The organism is Hymenobacter psoromatis, assembly GCF_020012125.1.
In the GTDB taxonomy this organism is placed as follows: domain Bacteria; phylum Bacteroidota; class Bacteroidia; order Cytophagales; family Hymenobacteraceae; genus Hymenobacter; species Hymenobacter psoromatis.
The window spans coordinates 3,757,678-3,776,477 of sequence record NZ_JAIFAG010000001.1 but is presented as its reverse complement, the minus strand read 5'-3'; the positions used below and the strand labels follow the sequence as shown (position 1 = coordinate 3,776,477).

Annotated in this window: 14 protein-coding genes; 3 read left to right on the top strand and 11 right to left on the bottom strand. The window is 63.7% G+C overall.

Annotated features, from left to right (window positions below):
- Positions 1-9 precede the first annotated feature (9 nt).
- Positions 10-2,148, top strand: coding sequence for an elongation factor G (gene fusA / locus LC531_RS16240; RefSeq protein WP_223652109.1), 2,139 nt, complete (start codon positions 10-12; stop codon positions 2,146-2,148).
- A gap of 47 nt (positions 2,149-2,195) precedes the next feature.
- Positions 2,196-2,501 (top strand): 30S ribosomal protein S10, encoded by a 306-nt coding sequence (gene rpsJ, locus LC531_RS16235; protein ID WP_068340426.1) that lies wholly within the window; start codon positions 2,196-2,198, stop codon positions 2,499-2,501.
- A 64-nt stretch (positions 2,502-2,565) separates the two neighbouring features.
- Here rpsJ and LC531_RS16230 read toward each other — a convergent pair whose 3' ends face one another.
- The 6 genes from LC531_RS16230 to LC531_RS16205 all read right to left on the bottom strand — a co-directional run bounded on the left by LC531_RS16230 (position 2,566) and on the right by LC531_RS16205 (position 11,109).
- Entirely contained in the window at positions 2,566-4,917 is a 2,352-nt protein-coding gene (locus LC531_RS16230; protein ID WP_223652107.1) for a T9SS type A sorting domain-containing protein, read from the bottom strand.
- Between the two features lie 247 nt (positions 4,918-5,164).
- Positions 5,165-6,136, bottom strand: coding sequence for a hypothetical protein (locus LC531_RS16225; RefSeq protein ID WP_223652105.1), 972 nt, complete (start codon positions 6,134-6,136; stop codon positions 5,165-5,167).
- A 68-nt stretch (positions 6,137-6,204) separates the two neighbouring features.
- The gene (locus LC531_RS16220) at positions 6,205-7,920 is read right to left on the bottom strand and encodes a hypothetical protein (protein WP_223652103.1); all 1,716 of its coding nucleotides are present in this window, start codon (positions 7,918-7,920) and stop codon (positions 6,205-6,207) included.
- Positions 7,917-8,495 carry an RNA polymerase sigma factor gene (locus tag LC531_RS16215; protein WP_223652101.1) on the bottom strand — a complete coding sequence of 193 codons (579 nt, stop codon included), beginning with the start codon at positions 8,493-8,495 and terminating at the stop codon, positions 7,917-7,919. The genes LC531_RS16220 and LC531_RS16215 overlap by 4 nt, the downstream gene beginning before the upstream one ends.
- Positions 8,496-8,713: 218 nt before the next feature.
- Positions 8,714-10,492: a hypothetical protein gene (locus tag LC531_RS16210; RefSeq protein ID WP_223652099.1), complete on the bottom strand. Its 1,779-nt coding sequence runs from the start codon at positions 10,490-10,492 to the stop codon at positions 8,714-8,716.
- Positions 10,493-10,734: 242 nt separating this feature from the next.
- The gene (locus LC531_RS16205; protein WP_223652098.1) at positions 10,735-11,109 is read right to left on the bottom strand and encodes a winged helix-turn-helix transcriptional regulator; all 375 of its coding nucleotides are present in this window, start codon (positions 11,107-11,109) and stop codon (positions 10,735-10,737) included.
- A 235-nt stretch (positions 11,110-11,344) separates the two neighbouring features.
- Here LC531_RS16205 and LC531_RS16200 point away from each other — a divergent pair, with 235 nt between their 5' ends.
- The gene (locus LC531_RS16200; protein ID WP_223652096.1) at positions 11,345-11,941 is read left to right on the top strand and encodes an FMN-dependent NADH-azoreductase; all 597 of its coding nucleotides are present in this window, start codon (positions 11,345-11,347) and stop codon (positions 11,939-11,941) included.
- A gap of 132 nt (positions 11,942-12,073) precedes the next feature.
- On the opposite strand, the gene LC531_RS16195 is transcribed toward LC531_RS16200, so the two are convergent.
- The 5 genes from LC531_RS16195 to LC531_RS16175 all read right to left on the bottom strand — a co-directional run bounded on the left by LC531_RS16195 (position 12,074) and on the right by LC531_RS16175 (position 18,766).
- A complete protein-coding gene (locus LC531_RS16195) occupies positions 12,074-14,356 on the bottom strand; it encodes a DUF4175 domain-containing protein (RefSeq protein ID WP_223652094.1) in 2,283 nt (760 codons plus the stop codon).
- Complete coding sequence (locus LC531_RS16190; RefSeq protein ID WP_223652093.1) at positions 14,353-15,921, bottom strand: BatA domain-containing protein; 1,569 nt, start codon at positions 15,919-15,921, stop codon at positions 14,353-14,355. Before LC531_RS16190 ends, LC531_RS16195 begins: the two co-directional genes overlap by 4 nt.
- 126 nt (positions 15,922-16,047) lie before the next feature.
- Positions 16,048-16,923: a DUF58 domain-containing protein gene (locus tag LC531_RS16185; RefSeq protein ID WP_223652091.1), complete on the bottom strand. Its 876-nt coding sequence runs from the start codon at positions 16,921-16,923 to the stop codon at positions 16,048-16,050.
- A gap of 118 nt (positions 16,924-17,041) precedes the next feature.
- Positions 17,042-18,019: an AAA family ATPase gene (locus tag LC531_RS16180; RefSeq protein ID WP_223652089.1), complete on the bottom strand. Its 978-nt coding sequence runs from the start codon at positions 18,017-18,019 to the stop codon at positions 17,042-17,044.
- Positions 18,020-18,145: 126 nt separating this feature from the next.
- On the bottom strand, positions 18,146-18,766 hold the full coding sequence (locus LC531_RS16175; protein ID WP_223652087.1) for a DUF4159 domain-containing protein: 621 nt from the start codon (positions 18,764-18,766) through the stop codon (positions 18,146-18,148).
- Positions 18,767-18,800 lie beyond the last annotated feature (34 nt).

Here is an 18,800-nt window from a genome sequence, read left to right as displayed (position 1 = left end):
TTCACTGTAATGGCAGTCAACAAAGAGCTACAATACCTGCGCAATATTGGCATCATGGCCCACATTGACGCGGGCAAGACGACCACTTCGGAGCGTATTCTGTACTACACCGGCAAAACCCACAAGATTGGGGAGGTGCACGACGGAGCCGCGACGATGGACTGGATGGAGCAGGAGCAGGAGCGCGGTATTACCATTACCTCGGCGGCCACCACTACCTTTTGGAACTACCCAACGGATGCGCAGGGCAACTCGATTCCCGACACGCACCAGTATAAAATCAATCTCATTGACACCCCCGGTCACGTGGACTTTACGGTGGAAGTGGAGCGCTCGCTGCGCGTGCTTGATGGGGCCGTGGCCCTGTTCTGCGCCGTATCGGGGGTAGAGCCGCAGTCGGAAACGGTGTGGCGGCAGGCTGACAAGTACAGCGTGCCCCGCATCTGCTTTGTGAACAAGATGGACCGCGCTGGCGCGGACTTTTTCAAGGCTGTTGCTGAAATCAAGGATAAACTCGGTGCGAATCCAGTGCCGCTGCAAATCCCGATTGGCGCGGAGGATACCTTCAAGGGCGTGGTTGACCTCCTCACGGGCAAAGCCATTGTGTGGGACGACGCGACTGAGGGCAAGTCGTACAACGAAGTGCCAGTTCCCGAAGACCTCGTGGACACGGTAGCCGAGTGGCGCGAGAAGCTTATCGAGAGCGTAGCCGAGTACGACGATACTTTGATGGAGAAATTCTTCGAGGACCCGGAAAGCATTACCCGCGAAGAAATGATGGTCGTTATCCGCAAAGCGGTGATTGACATGAAGTTCTCGCCCGTATTGTGCGGCTCGGCCTTCAAGAATAAGGGTGTGCAGACGATGCTGGATGCCGTAATGGCCTACCTACCTTCGCCGCTTGATATGCCTGCCGTTATTGGTACTAACCCCGACACCGGGGCGGAAGTAGAGCGTCATCCCGATAATACGGAGCCGTTCACCGCGCTGGCATTCAAAATTGCAACCGACCCTTACGTGGGCCGCTTGTGCTTCTTCCGCTGCTATTCGGGCGTGCTGAATGGTGGTTCGTATGTACTGAACAACCGCACTGGTAAGAAGGAGCGGATTTCGCGCCTCATGCAGATGCACTCCAACAAGCAAAACCAAATCGACAGCATTCAGGCTGGCGATATTGCGGCGGGCGTTGGTTTCAAGGACATCAAGACCGGCGACACGCTGACTGACGAGAAGCATCCGGTGGTGCTGGAGTCGATGTCGTTCCCGGAGCCGGTAATCGGCTACGCGATTGAGCCTAAGACGCAGGCCGACGTGGATAAGATGGGTATGGCTATCGCCAAACTCATTGAGGAGGACCCTACCCTCCGCGTGAACACGGATGAAGAAACCGGCCAGACCGTATTGCGCGGTATGGGCGAGCTTCACCTAGAGATTATCATCGACCGGATGCGTCGTGAATTCAAGGTTGAAATTAACCAGGGTGCCCCGCAGGTAGCCTATAAGGAGATTCTGACCAAGAAAGTAGACCACCGCGAAACGTACAAGAAGCAGACTGGTGGCCGCGGTAAATTCGGCGACATCGTGTTTGAGTTGGGTCCGAAAGAGACCGAGCCCGAAAAGCCCGGCTTCGAGTTCGACAACGCCATCGTGGGCGGCGTAATCCCCCGCGAATTCATTCAGCCCATTCAAAAAGGCTTTGAGGAGGCGATGAAGCAGGGTCCGCTGGCCGGCTTCCCGATTGAAGGCATGAAAGTGCGCTTGTACCACGGCTCTTTCCACGACGTTGACTCGGACGCCCTGTCGTTTGAACTCGCCGCCCGTGGTGGTTTCCGCGAGGCTGCCCGCAAGGCTGGTCCGAGGTTGCTGGAACCCATCATGGCCGTCGAAGTAGTTTGCCCCGACGAGTACACCGGCCCGGTAACCGGCGATTTGAACCGTCGCCGTGGTCTGATGAAAGGCATGGATACCAAGGGCGGTGCCCAAGTTATCAAAGCTGACGTGCCCCTGTCGGAGCTGTTTGGCTACGTAACCGACTTGCGCACGCTGTCGTCGGGCCGCGCCTCGGCTTCGCTGACCTTCTCGCACTACGAAATGGTGCCGCAAAACATGGCGGATGCCATTATTGCCAAAGTAAAGGGTAGCAAATAGTTTTTTCTCAGCTTGTCATAACCTGAGGCAATCGGCCTCTTCCAACCATGAACCAGAAAATCAGAATCAAGCTGAAAAGCTACGACCACAACTTGGTCGATAAGTCGGCCGAGAAAATCGTGAAAGCGGTGAAGGCGACCGGTGCCATCGTGAGCGGCCCCATTCCGCTGCCTACGGAAAAAGAGAAGTACACCGTGCTGCGCTCGCCCCACGTGAACAAGAAGAGCCGGGAGCAATTCCAACTCTGCACTTACAAGCGTCTGGTGGACATTTTCTCGACCAGCAGCAAGACGGTGGACGCGCTGATGAAGCTGGAACTGCCCAGCGGCGTTGACGTGGAAATCAAAGTCTGAGGTTAGCCCAGAAGCTTGAAAGGCCCCGCCGGAATGTCCGGCGGGGCTTTTTAATGCTCTTAAGCTATTCCAGTACTACCGTGCGGGTGGCTACGCCGTCGGCGTACTCCACTCGCAGCAGGTACATGCCGGGGGGTAGGGCAGCTGTGTTGAGCGTTAGGTCTAGTCGGGAAGCGGGCTGGTTAAGTACTATTTCACCAAGGGTATTGAGTAGCAGTACTTGCTGGGGCCGGGCGGCGGCCGTAAGTGACAGGTGCAGCACGTCGTGCGCCGGTACGGGCCAAGCCTCCAGGCTGGCACTGCTACGCTTGGCTGGGGTGGTTGCCAAGGGAGTAGGGACCAGTAGCCGAACGAGCCCCGTCGCGGGCTGGCCACCGGCTGCTGAAAAGTAGCCACCCACTAAGGTGGTGCCATCGGGCTGAACGACCACGCTATTCACTTCATTGTAGCCATAGGCAGCGGAAGTGTTTGCAATGAATGTAGTTGAAAAAGAAGGGTCCAACTGGCCGTTAGCCTCCAGCCGCGCCAGTGCCGTGACGGGTGAGCTGAAGCTGGAGATGGAGCTTTGCCGCATGTGGCCACCTACCAGCAGCCGGCCGTTGCTCTGCGCTGCCACCGTGGCTACCCCCGATTCAGGGTCTGCGGGTCCTGGAATAGACTGAAAGGGGGTAGCAAATCCAGCTACGCTAGTGCCAGTTGCCGTGAGACGCCCTAGTACTTGGTTGGAGCTAAATACGCCGCTCGTTACGTAACCTCCCGCAGCGGGCACTTGAAAAACACCTTCCAAGTGAATATTGGTGGCAGGAGCTAATGGCGAGTAAGCAAAGGTTGGGTCGGGTGCGCCATTTGCTAGTAGGCGCTCAATAGTCTGGCTATAGGGGTAGTTGGTGGAGTTAGAAGCTGACACCGCACATACAATAGCGCCATTAGCCTGCACCAATCCGCTGTAAACAACCGGTTGGTTGGCTGGTGGCGAGAAGCTGGGGTCCACGCTGCCCGTAGCAGTGAGGCGAGTAAGGTTGGTCTTGCCCGCTACATCCGTTAAGCTTCCGCCTACCAGTATTTGCCCACTAGCTTGCTCGGCTAGTAGCCGAATGCCGCCTAGCGTAATGGCCGGGACAAAACTGGCGTCGGGCGTGCCGGTAGTAGTGAGCCGTGAAAAGAACGGCACATTGCTGCCGCCAATGTTAGAGGAGGCGGTGGAGCCAGCTAGCAGTAGTTGCCCATCGGCTTGAATAGCGGCGGCCGATAGGTCTAGGGTGGCGCTGGCAGGCTGCCGCCAAGAGAAGGACACGTCGGGCTGCCCAGTGGGCAGCAAGCGCGCTACGCAATCAGTTAGGTGGCCATCTACAGTGTTAAAAGCACCGGTGAGTACCAACTTGCCATCTGCTTGGCGCAAAATATTTTGCACGCGGCCAGGCTCTTGCAGCAGCGGAGCAAAGCTGGCGTCGAGCGCCCCGCTCGGCTGCAACAACGCCAGCGTGCGGCGCTGCCCATCAAAGTTGTGAAAGCTACCCCACGTCAGCAGGGTGCCGTTGGCCTGGCTGCGAATAGTAGCTAACGTGAAATCGGGCCCGCTGCCCGGCTGAAAGGTGGGGTCGAGGGCACCGCTGGGTAGCAGGCGCACGAGTTGGTCGCGAAAGGGATAATTGGTTATCGTGCCATTGGCGCTAGATGCATAAGTATCAAAAAGCGCCACGATTTGGCCACCAGGCTGCACGGCCAGGCGCGAGCAACTGCGGGGTAGCAGGCTGGCGTCGAGCGCGAAAGTTGGGTCGAGGGCACCCGTTGGCAAAAGGCGAAAAACGGCTTGCTTCCGGCCACCTACCACATTTATAGCTTCGCCTCCCACCAGCAGTGCCCCGTTTGCGTCGAGGGCAATGGTATTGAGGTAGAGTCGGTTGTTTGTGTACGCCGCAGGGTGGTAGCTGGCGTCGGTGCTGCCATCGGCATTGAGCCGCGCAAAAAAGAAAGCTTGGTTGCCATTTACCTGGCTTAAATCTCCGCACAAGATGATTTTGCCATCGGGCTGCAAAAGCATCTGTGGGTTTTGCGAAAATGTTTGCAGCGTTGTCGTGAAGCTGGGGTCACGAGAGCCATCGGGCAGCAGGCGGTATAGCTCGGCATTGCTGCTGTTAAAGGAGCCTAGCAGCAGCACGCGGCCGTCGGGCTGCGCCAGGGCCTGGGCCACGCCGGGGTAGGGGCCCAGCGGCGCGAGCGTGAACGTCGGGTCCAGCGTGCCATTGGCGTTGAGCCGGAAGAGGTTGTTGCGCTGCGTGGCCCCGGCCAAGTAGTTGCCCAGCACCAGCAGCTGGCCGTTGGCCAGCGGGTATACCTTACGGGCCTGCACCGCGGCTCCGCTCAGGTTTTGCTGAAAGCCGGCATCTATCGCACCTGTGGCATCGAGGCGAATCAAGTGGGCAATGGGCTAGCCATTTACCCGCGTGAAAGTGCCCGCCACCACATACTGGCCATCCGCTTGCCGGGCCGCGTCATTCACCGTAGCCTCCCGGTAAATGGCCGGAATGTGAAAGGCTGGGTCCAGCACCTGGGCCGGCAGCAGGCGCGGCAGCCCCAGCTACAAGGCCAGCAGCAGGGTAGGGTAACGCAAAAATATGGTCATAAGAAACAGCGTTGCTGAAAAACAGATTGCCAAAGGATTTTTATAATTGCCGGATAAACCGTACGGCATCGGTCTCACTCACAGCGAAGACGTTAGGCGTAAGACCTCTCCCACTTTGCACAATAAATTGCTGAGCGCCAAAGTATAACTGTCCACCAACAGACTGAAGGACAATAATCTGCATAGTCGCGCCCAGCGGTAGGGTAGCCTGCCAGTGCGTTTCGTCGTTGCTGGTGGGCACGAGGCGCAAAAGGCCAGTAGCCCCTACCGGCCGCACATACACTCGCGTTTCGCCAGCAGTCGTGGCTGGAGTAGCTATTGTTATGGTTGGTAGGTCAGGGGTGTCGTAGGCTGCCCAAGGGTGGGCAATGCTCCACCAGCCTACCGAGTCGGCCGGGATGGTAGCCCGGTAGAACTTCGTCATCGTTTGGACTGCCGGGTAGGCCGCCGAGGTTTGCCACCCTTGCAACGTGCCTTGCGTTACGGGCTGCTGCCAGAGCTGCTGCCGCTGCGTAGAATCCTGGCCGCTCAGCTTGGGTACCAGCAGTACGGGTAAGGAAGAAGCACTACTACTAGGGACAAGTCGCGTCGTGAGTTGCTGCACCTGAATATTGAATTCGCCACTTGAAATCAATAGATTTTGAGTCCCGTATGGACGGGTTGGCATATCGGCCAGCACCATATCCGGCACGGTGTATAGCTCCAGAACCCGCAATAAAGCTGAGTCGCGGGCCGGTGTGCCGTTAGGTAGGTTAAAGTAATTGGCCGGAAAAGTCAGTTTTGCACCTCCCCAAGTGTTAACAGTCTGGAAGTTTCCTAAATTAAAGCCATAATACTGAGGACGAGGACTGTAGCGGCGCGTAAACTCGGCTAGTGACAAGTCGGAAGTAGGCGGCGAAGGCGCTACTGGCGTGACGGGCGGCGTTGGCGGCTGGCAAGCTATAGGGTCGTCTTTGCGGCAGCTAGTTGCCAGCAGTAGCCCGGCCATGCCGAGCAAAAGAAAGCGTTTCATAGAAAAGTAAAAAAAGGAGGAAAAAAAGAGAGTAGCTCGAAATGAAGCTACCGGCCGGCCCTACTTCCCTAGCGGATATCCCAGGAAAAACCAGTCAGCAGGCCCAGGCTGAAGGGTTGGCGCGGTGAAAATCCCGCGCCCGGCCGCACGAACGGGCTGAGCACGTAGCGCCCGGTGGGCTGCACCACCCACTGCCAGCGCGAGGCCGGGCCGCCCACGCGGTAGCGCAAATCGAGCCCCAGGCTCAGGGCCAGGCTCCAGGGGCGGTAAAGGCTATCCGGGGCGGTATAGGTCTGCTGCTGGCAGCCGCAGTTGCTGCCCTCGGTGCTGCGGCCGCCCCGGTACCAGCCCACCTCGGCCCCGAGTAGCAGCGCCTTGGCCAGCCGGCCCCGCGGCGCACCCAGCGCGTAGCTCAGCTGCGCGGGCAGCGTCAAGAGTCGGTAGGTATCGCGCTGGTGAATGGGAGCCGAGCCAGAATCGGCGGGCTGTAAAGCCAGGCGGGTTGCGTATTCCTGATAGCCTACCCCCACGGCCAGCGCCCAGCGGCCCGACAGCACCCGCCGCGCCTGCACTTGCGCCCCCAGCCCGGCGGCGGGCCGCTCCAGGTGGGCAAAATCGGGGTAGCCGGTGGTAGTGACCGGGGCGGGGCCGATGGTGCGGTAGCTGAGCGTGGGCCCCGCCAGCGCCAGCAGGGACCAGCGCCGCACCGGGGGGTAGGGCATGCGCGGCGAGTCGGCCCCCGCCACCAAGGGCGCGGGCAGCCCCAGGCGCGGCATTAAGCCCAAAACAGTCCTAGCAAGCGTAAGAGAATCAACGGCTTGCCCAGAATGAGATAGGCTTGTGCTTGCCGCAGTTGTTACCTGGGAGCGCGAATTCTGTCCCGAAAGCAATGACTGACTGGTACTAGCTATTCTAACTATTCTAAAATTATCGGCGGAAGGTTTGCGCCGTTTAGCCGTCAGACGGGAATTTTGTGCCAGCAAAGATTTTTCCGAATCAAAAGCTACTTGGTGCCGGCCGTGGTGGGCAGCGCGCGGGGGTAGGGCACTGCGCGCGGGCCGGGGCTGGGCGGCAAGCCGCCGTGCCAATTGCCCACGCCGTGCAAACGGCCCCCGGCTGGTTGTTTCACTTGGCGACTGCTCCTCACGCAGAGGGGTAGGGAACTTGGTTCGGCGGCTACTGCCTGCCACTATTAATAGCTTCTGTTTCTGCGTGGCCTGCTGGCTCTGCGTAGCGCCCTGGCCGCGCCGCGCCAGGGAAGTAGCCCGGTCAGTTGGCCTGGCCGGACTGCCACTAGCTGCCCGGCTCGCCAGCGGGGAAGAAGGCAGCGTGGCTCCTACCCTGGCCGGGGAACTGGCAGTAGCGCGGGTTGAGGAAGAATTCTGATTAGATGAAAAGTTCTGATTATCAGTGTTTAATGAAGAAATTGCGCGCTGCGATTTGGTGCTGCCAGCGGTAGTGGTCTGGCTGCCAGCCGGAGTAGCCGGCCGGGTTTTCCCCATTATAGTACCAGCCGCCAGCGGTTGGCTGGCTGGCCGTGCCCGGCGCACGAGTAGCCCGGTAGTGGCCAGCAGCCCCAGCAGCACGGCCAGTAGCGGTAGCAGCCGGCGGGGCCGCCGCCACCAGGGCTGCGCCGCCACTGCCGCGGGCAGGCGCTGCCGAATGCCGGCCCAGGCATCCGGCGGCGGGGCCGCGCCGTAGTCGCCCAGGCGCTGCCGCAATGCGGTCAGCAATGGGTCGCTGGCGTCATCATCGGGGCGGTTAGGGGTGGGGTTTTCGTTCATGACGAGGACGAGGAGAGCTTGGAATGAGCCAGACCGATGCGGGAGGCAAGCAGCTGGCGGGCGCGAGCCAGCTGCGACTTGCTCGTGCCCTCCGAGATGCCCAGCAGCTGCCCGATTTCGGAATGCGAGTAGCCTTCAATGGCGTAGAGATTGAGCACGGCGCGGTAGCCGGGGGGTAGGGCCGCTAGGTGCCGGAGCAAATCGGCGACGGCAAGCTGGTCGAGGGCCGACGGGTCGGCGCTGGGTAGGTGGGCGGCGGAGCCGTCAAGGTCGGCGGCCCCGCCGCTGGTGGGGTGGCGCAGGCGGTGCTGCTCCACGGCGTGCAGGGCAGTGTGCACGGCAATGCGCCGCGCCCACGCTTCAAAGGGGCCATCGCCCCGGTACTGGTCGAGGCGGGTAAAGATTTTGACAAACGTGTTTTGCAGTGCGTCTTCCGCCTCCATCCGGCTGGGGCAGTAGCGCAGGCACACGCCCATCAGGCCATAGGCCAGCTGGTTGTAGAGTTGCAGCTGCGCCGCTTCCTCACCCCGGCGGCACGCCGCCAGTAAGGCTTCAGAAATGACAGCAACAGCCATACGCAATACTAATCGACGACTGGCCCGGTAGCGGCGGCGTTCGGGGGCTTGACCGGCCACCCGGCGCGGCGGTTGCATTAGCCTTAAAAAAATACCGATGACTTACGCTAAGTCATCGGTATAAAGCTAAAAGGATGGTGAAGCCGCTGGTGTTTTGAGCCCGCAGAAGCCGCTGAGGCTTGCGCAGAGGAAGCAGAAGCAGGCGGCGCTTTAGGCAGCTACAGCTTCTCTTCTAGCCACAAAAAGCCCGCTGCCAGCAAAAACAGCCCGAAAAACCAGCCCGCCGGCCACGGCTCTCGCACTAGGATGGTAGCCAGTGGCAGCTCCCTACCCCTGGCGGCGCGGGTAGCCAGCGCCAGCTCATTCTCCCGTAAAATAGGCCCGCGCCAGGCCGCTGAGTCGTACACGTAGAAGCTGTGCACCGTGCGGCCCGGCCCGCGCACCTGGTGCCAGCCCGCCGTGCTGGGCCAGTATTCGGCGGTGCTCCACTCGGGCAGGCGGGTGTCCTGGGCCAGGGCCAGGGCCACGGCGTGGCCGCCCGCCAGGGCTTGCGCCGTGGGCAGGGGGGTAGGGCGCGGCCCGGCCAGCCGCAGCGTGAGGGGCTGGCGCGGATGCGGCCAGCGGCTCAGCACCTGCCAGGTGGCGGCGGGCGCGGGCGGCGGCGTGGCGGCCGTCAGCAGCTGGCTCCAAAAGGAGACGTAGGCCGCCGACTGCCCCTGCAAGGCCCAGCGGAAGGTTTCGGGCACTACTGACACCACGACCGCGCCCAGGCCGTAGCGCCGGCCGGCCGCCACCAGCTCCCCGCCGGGCCCGGTGATGAGCGGCCGCAGCGCCGCCCCCGGCCGCAGCCGCGCCGGCAGCAGCGCCCGCACCGATGCCGGGGCATCAGGCCAGGCCAGCGGCTGGGCCGTGGCCCCGGCCACCGGCAGCGGCTGCACTACAAAGTCGGCGCGGGCGGGTACGGCCGCCGGCAGGGGGGTAGGGTCGGCGAGCAGCACCAGGCCCAGGCGGCCCTGCTGCACGGCGGCGCGCAGCGTCTGGCTTTCGCCGGGGGGTAGGGCGGCCAGGGTGGCGGCATCGGCCACCACCACGGCGTAGCGGGCCAGCAACGCCGGCGTGAGGTGGTCGAGCGGCTGCGGCGGCTGGTTCACGAATTCGGTCTGCACTAGGCTGCGGCTTACGGTGGTGCGCAGGGCCACGGCCCGGCCCTGGGCGACCAGGCTGTTTTTCAAAAATTTAAATTCGAAGCCCGGCACGGCGGCTAGCAGCAGCACGGCCGGCTTGGGCGTCGTGGTGATTTCCAACGGCAGCGGCTCCGTAGCCACGCTGCCCGCGCGGCGCAGCACCACGGCGTAGCGCGTCAGCCCGGCCACTCTGGGCTGGTAGCTGAGGTGAAAGCTACCCCCGGCCGCCAGCCGCACCGAGTCGCGCCCAGCGCCTTCGGCTTGCAGGCTAACCCAGGCGGGGCCGTCGCCTACCACCGCGCCTTCTACCTCAAAGCGCTGGCCCAGCGTGAGTTGCCGCGCCCAGTTAGCAGCCGCAAAGCCAACGTATTCCGGGCCAGCGTGGCGCACCACGGGCACCGCGCCCAGCGCCGGCAAATCGGCGGGGGGTAGGCCCGCGCCCAGCAGGTGCAGGCGGCGCAAGGCGGGGCGCTGCTCGGCCAGGGCCAGCAGGCTGCCCAGCGCCTTGGCGCGGGCGGGCGGCGGCGTGCCATAGGCCCAAACGGGCGTGCCCCGCCCCAACCGGCGCAGCAGTTGGCGCAGCGTATCGGGCTGGTAGCCAGGGGTGAGGACGATGGCTTCGGCGCGGGCGGCGGGCACCGACCGTTGGGGCGGGTAGGCCGTGAAGTATAGCGCCAGCGGGGCCGCCAGGCTGGCCAGCAGGCGCGGCACCAGCCGGCGGCGGTCGGCGCGCCGGGCGGCGATTGTGGCTAGCGCCAGGGCTAGTAAGCTGCAAGCCAGGGCAATGAGCAGGGGGTAGGAAACAGTCGGCAAGGAATCGAACGCAGAAATTCGCAGAAGTAGGTTATAAGTTTCTTTTTAAAAATTTCCTCGCAGAAGTTTGATGTTTATTTATAAAAATACATTTACTTATAAATTTTAATATCAGTCCAGAAACTACGCCTTTTAGAACCAGTAAGTACCTGGTGGCATAGTCCATTTATTGGCTCACTTAGTTGCACGCGATGCCACGGCTGCCGCCTCCGGGGGAATATCAGCCAGCGTTTCTTCCCGATTTACATTACCGGCGCGGCTCTTGGCGCAGCTTCCAGGGCTTCCAGGCGCTCCTGATGCTGCAGGCCCCACTCTTTTAAGACCGCGATAACGGGGTCGAGCGAGCGCGCATACGGCAAGGCGTGGTATTCTACCACCACGGGCGGGCCGGGATACACCGTGCGCGCGATGAACTGATGCGCTTCCAGGTCCTTTAACTCCTTGGCCAGCACTTTGGTAGAAATGCCGGGCACGCCCCGCTCCAGGCCGCGAAAATGCTGGGTGCCCGCCAGCAGCGCGACAATAATCTGGAGTTTCCACTTGCTGCTAACGACCAGCGAGGCGTGGCGCAAGGCTTGCATCGTGTGCGCGCATGAAGAGATTTCGGAGTTGGTCATGGGAGAGATGGGAGAAACACTGAGCGACCAAACCACCTGGTTACCAGCTGGTAATCAGGCTACCACCCGGTAATCTGCAGTTGGGGAAAGGCCCGAACAAACGGCTGGTTGGTTGCTTGAGGTAATCAGACTACCAAACCGCCTACCCGACCGCTTAGTTGGCGAGCCGCGGTGGAGGCCGGTAAGTCAAGCGGCAGTAGCTCGCCTGTCATTCCATCTTTTTACCCCTTATCTCATGCAGATTCTGCAAATAATTTCCAGCGCCCAGGGCACCAAGTCGCACAGCACGCAACTCAGCCAGGGTATCATCGACAAGCTCAAAAGCGCGCATTCTGGCAGCACGGTCGTCGTGCGGGACCTCGCCAAGGACCCGCTGCCCTACATGGAGGAAGCCCACCTACAGGCCTACTTCACGCCCGCCGAAGGCCGCTCGCCCGAGCAGCAGCAGGCCGTGCGCCATTCTGACGAAGCCATCGCGCAAATCATGGCGGCCGACACTCTCGTGATTGGGGTGCCGTTCTACAACTTCAGCATCCCCGCCTCGCTCAAGTCGTGGCTCGACCACCTGACGCGGGCGGGCATCACGTTCCGCTACACGCCCAACGGCCCGGAGGGGCTCATCACGGGCAAGAAAGTGTACGTGGCGGTGGCCAGCGGCGGTATCTACTCCGAAGGCCCGATGCAGCCCTACGATTTCGCCACGCCCTACCTGCGCTGGATGCTCGGTTTCCTGGGCCTCACCGACGTCACCGTGGCCCGCGCCGAAGGCGTGAAGCTACCCGAATTTCAGGCGACTGCCGTGCAAAAAGGCATTGACAGCGTAGCCGTATAAGCCAGGCGAACGGCTCGCAGACTGGTCCCAGTCGTTGCGCTCAGGTAAGAGGGTAGCGGCTGGGATTATTCGGTTTAAGCTCAGGGCCAGCAACTTCCCGCCGGGTGCCGGGTAGCAGGAAGTGGAAAACCCTCACCGCCCCAATTCCTCAAAGTAGCGGCGGGCCAGGCGGTCGGGCGTGGCCGCTGGCGCGGCCGTCGGCACGGGCGCGGGCAGCAAATCGGTGAGCGCGCGCTGAGCCGGCGCGAGGCAGCTGGCGCAGGGCACGCGGCCGGCGCGGGCGTCGGTGGCCAGCTGGCGTAGCGCCCGCAAAGCCGGCAGGTAGAGGCCGGGCTTTTGCAAAGCGGCTTGGGCAAGTGCCGCCCCGGCTTGCTCCAGCGCGGCGGCATCGGCGGGGCGGGCGGGCTGGCCGTGCTGGGTGGCCAGCCAGCGCAGGGCGGCCCGCACGGTGGGCTGCGTAGCTGGGGCCGCCACTGTTTCCCGGCGTTGCGGGGCCGTCGCGCCCTTCAGCTCGCCGGTGAGGCGCAGCGTGGCCTCGGGCAGGGGGGTAGGGGTAAGGCCGGCCTTCTTGACGTAGGCGCGGGTTTGCTGCTGCACCTGCTTGAGCAGCCGCAGGGCGCGGTACTCGAAGGGCCGGGCCGCCGCGGGCTGGCCGGTGCGCAGGCGCAGCTCGGCGGCCCACATCTCGTCGAGCACGGCGTGGAGCTTGGCCTTCACGGCGGGCTCCAGGAAGTCGGCGGTTTCAGCGTCGTCGTGCTTGTGGATGTAGGGGTCTGTCAGGGCGTCGGTGGCGGCGGTTTGCGAGGCATTGCGGCCGGCGGGCGCTTCGTGGTGGTCGTGGTCGTCATCGGCCTCGGTGGGGGGGGTAGGGACCTTAGCCTCAGCCGGCGCGTCGGCGGTCGGGGCGTCCGCCGTGGGAGACGCCGGCTCATCGGCGGTGGGCGGGCCGGCTGTCACGCCCAAGCCCTTTTCCGCTTCTTCCCCCAAAAACTTGCCGTAGCGCAGGCGCAGCGATTGCTGGTCGAAACCCAGCGCGTTGGCCCGGTTCGTAAACTCGGCGGCCGTCAGCTTGGGTTTCTCCGCAATCAGCTTTTCGGTATCGATAATTATCTGGCGCTCAGAGCGAAAGTAGGCCGGCGCGGTGTTCACGCCCAGGCCCATATCAATGGCGCTGGTGGCGGCGGCCGTGTCCTGCCACTGCACCAAAAAGGCATCGGAGCGCGCCGTTTGGCCGTTGTTATCGCGGGCTTGCAGGTAGAAATACAGCTCGTCGCCGTAGGTCAGCCCCAGCTTGGGCAGGTTTAGCAGGCTGCCCACCGTGGCCTCGCCCGGCTGGCCGCCCAGCGCCGCGCTCAGGTCGCGGCGCACCTCCCGGAACTTCACCGCCTCGCCCTGCCCCTGCGCCACGGTAATGACCAGCTCGGCGCGGGTCAGGCCGTAGTCGTCGCGCAGCGTGGCCTTTATCGGCACCTCGGGCCGGGTGCCTACTGCCGCAATAAGCGTATAGGGTTTAGGGGTTTGAATGCGAATAGTGGGTAGTTGGTCGGGCCGCACGTCGATGGCGTAGTCATCGGAAGTTTGCCCCGCGAAGCGCAGCCGGTACAGCGCCGAAGCACTCAACACCTGCTCAGCCATAAACTGCGCAGGCTGCCCCGCCACCGGCCGCAAAGTCAGTTTCTGGCTGCCTAATTCCAGCACCGGCGCGGCCCCGGCCGCCTTATTCACCCGCACCAGCCAGCGCACCCGCGACCCCTGCGGGCACTGAAACGAGGCCGCCGTCGGCACAAATGCCGGCCGCTGCGTGTAGGCCGGCGGCGTCACCAGCAGCTCGACTTTGGTAATGCGCGGCGCGGCCATCGGCACCGGCCGGCCCGCGTCGGGCGTGAAATGCAATGCCACCGCGGCTGCTGCCGCTGCCGCCGGTTGCCGCGCCGGCAGCCACCAAGCCACCGCGCCGCTAATCAATAATAAGCCACTGATTAGTAAAGAGCTTTTGAAAGAAACCGGCAGCAGTGGCGCTTGCGTCGCCGCCAGCTCACCGAGCCGCTGGCCCACCCGCTGCTGCTGCAGCTGCCCCAGAAATGGCAACTGCGCCGCCTCGTGCAGCAGCAGGCCAGCGCTGTCTTCCAGCTCCGAAAACAGCCGGTCGAGCTGCCGAGCCACGGTGGCCGGACCCAGCCGGCGCAGCGGCCACAGCTGCCAGGCGGCCACGGCCAGCACCGCCAGCGCGCCCACCAGCAGCCCCGGCTGGCCCGCCGGCCAGCGCGCCGCCAGCACACCCAGCAGCAACAGGCCCGCTAGCGTGGGAAGCGCTACCGCCGCCAGCCGCCGCCCCGCGTAGCTGCGCCCCGCCGCCCGCAAATGCTGCCGGGCGGCGCTCAAGTCCGTTGCTGTCTGATAAGCTACCTGCATCATGCTGAAAGAGAAGAAGTAGAAGCCGACCGCCGCAGCGCCAGCCAGCGCTCCAGGCCAAAGAGCACCGCCACCAGCAGCACCAGCCACGGCCGCAAATCAACGAAGCGATAGGCCACAGGCGGCGCGGCTGCTACGTTGGCCACCCGCACCGCCTGGGCTGGCAGCTGCGCCAGGTCGAGGCGGCGCTGGTCGTGCGCGGTCAGCGCAGAATCAACCCCCAAGCGGGTTTCGGGGGCCAGTAAATTCAGCAGCAGCGCCGGCAATTCAGGGCTATCGCCTAATTTACTCCAAGCCGGGTTCAGGCGCGTAGCCAATTGGTAAACCGCGCCGGCCGCCTGGGGCGTTTCGGAAAGAACGGCCCGGCCCCGGCCATCAGCCCAACGGATTTGGCCACCTATCGGCTTCTGGCTCCGCCGCAAGATGCGAATGGGCGCGGCGTCGGCAGTTTCGATGGTAGCCAGCGTAGCGGTGTCGGCTATGCCTGGCCCGGCGGCTTCCTGCCACAGGTGCAGGCCCCGCGGCACGCGGGCACGCCAGGCGGCCGGCACCGGGCTGTCGCTCAGCCAAAAAAGCCAGTCGGCGGCTTGGGCCGGGTCGGGGGGGGTAGGGCTGACGGTGAGCGCCAGCGGCCGGGCCAGGCCCGTCGCCGCCGCCCGCAGTGCCGCCCGCAGGTAGCGCGCATCATCGGCGTAGCCAGCCGTGGCGTAGAGGTACACCCGCAGCGGCCCGTCCACCACCGGCACCGCCGCCTGCGCCCGGCCCGAATCGGCCGCCACGGGCCGCAGCCGCGCACCGCCCGCCGTGGTTTCGTAGCGCAAGGGGGGTAGGCCGGCCACGGCCACCGACGCGCCCGGCCGGGGCCGCACCACGCGCACCGTGCGGAAAGTCGTCTGCTTCTCATCGCTGTGGCCCAGCAGCAGGCGCAGGCTATCGGCGCTGGCGTTGGCCGCCTGCAGCCAGTTGGTAGCCGTGCGCGCCGGGATAGTTTGCCAGGTCAGGTTAGCCGGCAGTGCCGGGTGCGCGCCGCCGAAGCCGCGCAGCGCGGCCGGCGTCACGGCGTACAGCGGCTGGCCCGGAAACGAATCCGCCGCCTGCTGCAAGCGGGCCCAGTAGTGGTTGTCAGCCAGCGCAATAGCGACCGGCCGGCCCAGCGAGTCGCGCTGCCACTCGGTGGCCGTGAGGGGGGGTAGGCCCGCCGCCAGCCAGCGCAACTGGTAGCCGCGCCGCCGCAGCGAGTCGAGGGTGGGGCGCACGGCCGCCAGGCTGCTGCCATCGGCCAGCGTGGGGCTCACCAGCACCTGGCCCCGGCCGGCCGGCCGCACCTGCCGCCACGCCGGGCCGGCCAGCGCCACGGCCAGCACCGCCAGCACCGCGGCCCGCAGCAGCAGCAGCCACAGCTGTTCCAGACGCAGGTTGCGCAGGCGGCGGTTGGCCCCGGCGGCCAGCCAGCGCAGGCTGCCCACCGCCACCTCGCGGCCCGGCCGCCGGTTCCAAAGGTGGATGGCCAGCGGCACCAGCAAGCCAAGGAAGGCTAAGAGCGCAGATGAGTTGGTGAGGGTAAGCAAGGAGTTCTACTAGGTAAGTGCTAAGAGGCTTTACCGCGGAAGACGCGGAAGACTTTCGCGGAAGGTGCGGAAGAACAACATCCGCGACTTCCGCGAAAATCTTCCGCGTCTTCCGCGGTAGAAAGGTTAGCTCATCAACTGACGTCGTTTCAAAAACACGCGCAGCGCACCATCCAGCGGCTCAGCGGTGCTGAGCTGGTGGTAGTCGAGGCCCTGCTGGCGGGCGGCCTGGGCCGTGTCGCGCAGCCACTGGCGCAACTGCTGCTGGTAGCCGGCGCGCTGCTGGTCAGCATCGAGTTGGAGCGTCTGCCCGGTTTCTAGGTCGCGAAAAGTCACGGGGCCTTTGTAGCTAAAGTTCAGCTCATTGCCCGCCACCAAGTGCAGCAGCAGCACGTCGCCACTAGTGGCACGCAGGCGGGCCAGCAGGTGGTTTATCTCGCCGGCTTCCTCATATAAGTCGCTCACGCACACCGTGAGGGCGCGCTGCCGCCGGGCCGTAAGCGGGGCCAGCGTGGCCGTGTCGGGGAAGGTGCCGGTGGCCTCAGCCGTGGCTAGGGCGTGGTAGAGGCGCGGCAGCTGCCGGGTGTCGGCGCGGGCGGGGTAGTGCTGCAAAGCGCCGGGGCGCAAGATGGTGAGGCCCACGGCGTCGCCCTGCTTCTGGGCCAGGTAGGCCAGCGCGGCCAGTAGCAGCCGGGCGTAGTCGAGCTTGGTGAGGCCGTTGTCGTCGCGGTGGTTCATGCTGGCGCTGGCGTCGAGCACGAGGTTCACCACCAAGCTAGTATCGACTTCCGATTCGCGCAAGTAGTATCTATCCGAGCGCGCCGCCAAGCGCCAGTCGAGGCGGCGCAGGTCGTCACCGGGCTGGTAGGGCCGGTACTGGCTGAACTCCATGCCCGCGCCGTGCCGCCGGCTGGCGTGCGCGCCGGCCAAAAAGCCCTCGGCCGCCTGGCGGGCGGCCAGCGGCAGGTTGCGCAGCGCGAAAAGGAGTTCGGGAGAAAGCATAGAATAATTGTCATTGCGAGGAGGAACGACGAGGTAATCCTTCCTTCGCATTTGCGAGCGTTGGCCAAGGGTGAAGGAAAGATTGCTTCGTCGTTCCTCCTCGCAATGACAAACGAGTTTAAACTTGCACAGCCTTCAGCAACTCCGCCACGGCATCATCGGGCGTCAGATTCTCCGCCTCGGCATTGAAATTCAACAGGACCCGGTGGCGCAGCACCGGCGGCGCGAGCGCCCGAATATCATCCAGCGTGGCGGCGAAGCGGCCTTGCAGCAGTGCCCGCGCTTTGGCGCACAATATCAGCGCCTGGCCGGCCCGCGGCCCCGCGCCCCAGCGGCCATAGTCCTTAATAAACTTGACTTCCGACGTGGCCGGGCGCGTAGCGCGCACCAGCCGGTTCACGAAGCTCAGCAGCTCGGGGCTGAGGCTGACTTGCCGCACCAATTGCTGCAATTGCCGGATGTCCTCGCCGCCCAGAATGGGCTGCACCTCGGGCCGCGCCGTGCCGGTGGTGCCGCTGAGCACCGCCATTTCTTCCTGCTCAGAGGGGTAGCCGATGCGCACGTACAGCAAAAATCGGTCGAGCTGAGCCTCGGGCAGGGGGTAGGTACCGCTCTGTTCGATAGGGTTTTGCGTGGCCAGCAGGAAGAACGGCTTGGGCAGCGCGTGTTCCTGGCCGGCGTAGGTTACGTGGCCTTCCTGCATGGCCTCCAGCAGCGCGGCCTGGGTTTTGGGCGGCGTGCGGTTTATCTCATCGGCCAGCACCAGACTGGCGAAAATGGGGCCAGGGTTGAACTTGAACGAGCGGTGCCCGGTGCCGTGGTCTTCCTCCAAAACTTCGGTGCCGAGAATATCAGTCGGCATCAAATCGGGCGTGAACTGGATGCGGCGAAACGACAAATCGGTGGCCGAGGCCAGCGTGCGCACGAGCAGCGTTTTGGCCAGGCCCGGCACGCCTTCCAGCAGGGCGTGGCCGCCGGCCAGCAGCGCCACCAGCACCTCGTCGAGCACCGCCGACTGGCCCACGATAACCTTGCCAATCTCGGCTTTGAGGATAGGCAGCTTGGCGAGCAGCGTTTTTACGTCTTGTTCGGTCATGTTGTGTAGCTTGTTCGTCCTGCAGAGTGTAGCGAAGCATCTCGCGTGGGATAGTAATTCAATCGTGCGAACGACTTCCAGCGAGATGTTGCGCTACGCTCTGCAGGACGTTCTTATTTAATCAGCTCAACTCAGCGCATACAGCAAAATATTAACCCCAAACTTGGTATTATCCTCAGCCAGAAAGCGCTTGTTTCGGAAGTCGTAGTCCCACTCGCAGCCGTAGTCTTTGTTGGAATACAGCACGCCCAAGCGGTTATGGATGGTGATGCCCTTGAGGTAGTCGTGCACCAGGTCGTCGCCCCAGCCATTCAGTTCGAAGCCCGTGTTAGGTGGGCCGTCCTTGAACTTGAAAAACTGCGTGTAAATCGGGTGGGTTTTCGGGATTTTCTGCAGCGCATTAGCCCCGAAGCACACCCGCATCTGCTCCTCAAAGGAGCGGGCGAACAGGCCGTCGATGTCGTGGTTGCAGTCGTCCACGAACACGAAGCCGCCGTTGCGCACATACTGCGTGAAGTTCTTTTTTTCCTGGGCCGAAAACTGCACCAGCCGGTGGCCGCTCAAATAGCAGAAGGGGTAGCCAAACAGCTCGGGGCTGTCGAGGGCCACCACTTTTTCCTGCGGTGCCACGGGCACCGTGGTATACTCCACCAGCGAGTGCAGCAGGTTGGCGGGCATGCGCTCGTCCACGGCATCCCAGTCGCCGGAGTGGTAGCTGAGGCGCACGAAGGTGAAGGGGGTAGGCATGAGCGAAAATAGGCGAAAAAAGGGGGGGTAGGGT

What these genes read in the sequence shown, in the direction of transcription:
- LC531_RS16185 (WP_223652091.1), bottom strand. Translation starts at nt 16,923, where the DNA reads ATGCTTTCTCCCGAACTCCTTTTCGCGCTGCGCAACCTGCCGCTGGCC.
- LC531_RS16220 (WP_223652103.1), bottom strand. Translation starts at nt 7,920, where the DNA reads ATGAACGAAAACCCCACCCCTAACCGCCCCGATGATGACGCCAGCGAC.
- LC531_RS16195 (WP_223652094.1), bottom strand. Translation starts at nt 14,356, where the DNA reads ATGATGCAGGTAGCTTATCAGACAGCAACGGACTTGAGCGCCGCCCGG.
- LC531_RS16205 (WP_223652098.1), bottom strand. Translation starts at nt 11,109, where the DNA reads ATGACCAACTCCGAAATCTCTTCATGCGCGCACACGATGCAAGCCTTG.
- LC531_RS16175 (WP_223652087.1), bottom strand. Translation starts at nt 18,766, where the DNA reads ATGCCTACCCCCTTCACCTTCGTGCGCCTCAGCTACCACTCCGGCGAC.
- rpsJ (WP_068340426.1), top strand. Translation starts at nt 2,196, where the DNA reads ATGAACCAGAAAATCAGAATCAAGCTGAAAAGCTACGACCACAACTTG.
- LC531_RS16215 (WP_223652101.1), bottom strand. Translation starts at nt 8,495, where the DNA reads ATGGCTGTTGCTGTCATTTCTGAAGCCTTACTGGCGGCGTGCCGCCGG.
- LC531_RS16180 (WP_223652089.1), bottom strand. Translation starts at nt 18,019, where the DNA reads ATGACCGAACAAGACGTAAAAACGCTGCTCGCCAAGCTGCCTATCCTC.
- LC531_RS16225 (WP_223652105.1), bottom strand. Translation starts at nt 6,136, where the DNA reads ATGAAACGCTTTCTTTTGCTCGGCATGGCCGGGCTACTGCTGGCAACT.
- fusA (WP_223652109.1), top strand. Translation starts at nt 10, where the DNA reads ATGGCAGTCAACAAAGAGCTACAATACCTGCGCAATATTGGCATCATG.
- LC531_RS16200 (WP_223652096.1), top strand. Translation starts at nt 11,345, where the DNA reads ATGCAGATTCTGCAAATAATTTCCAGCGCCCAGGGCACCAAGTCGCAC.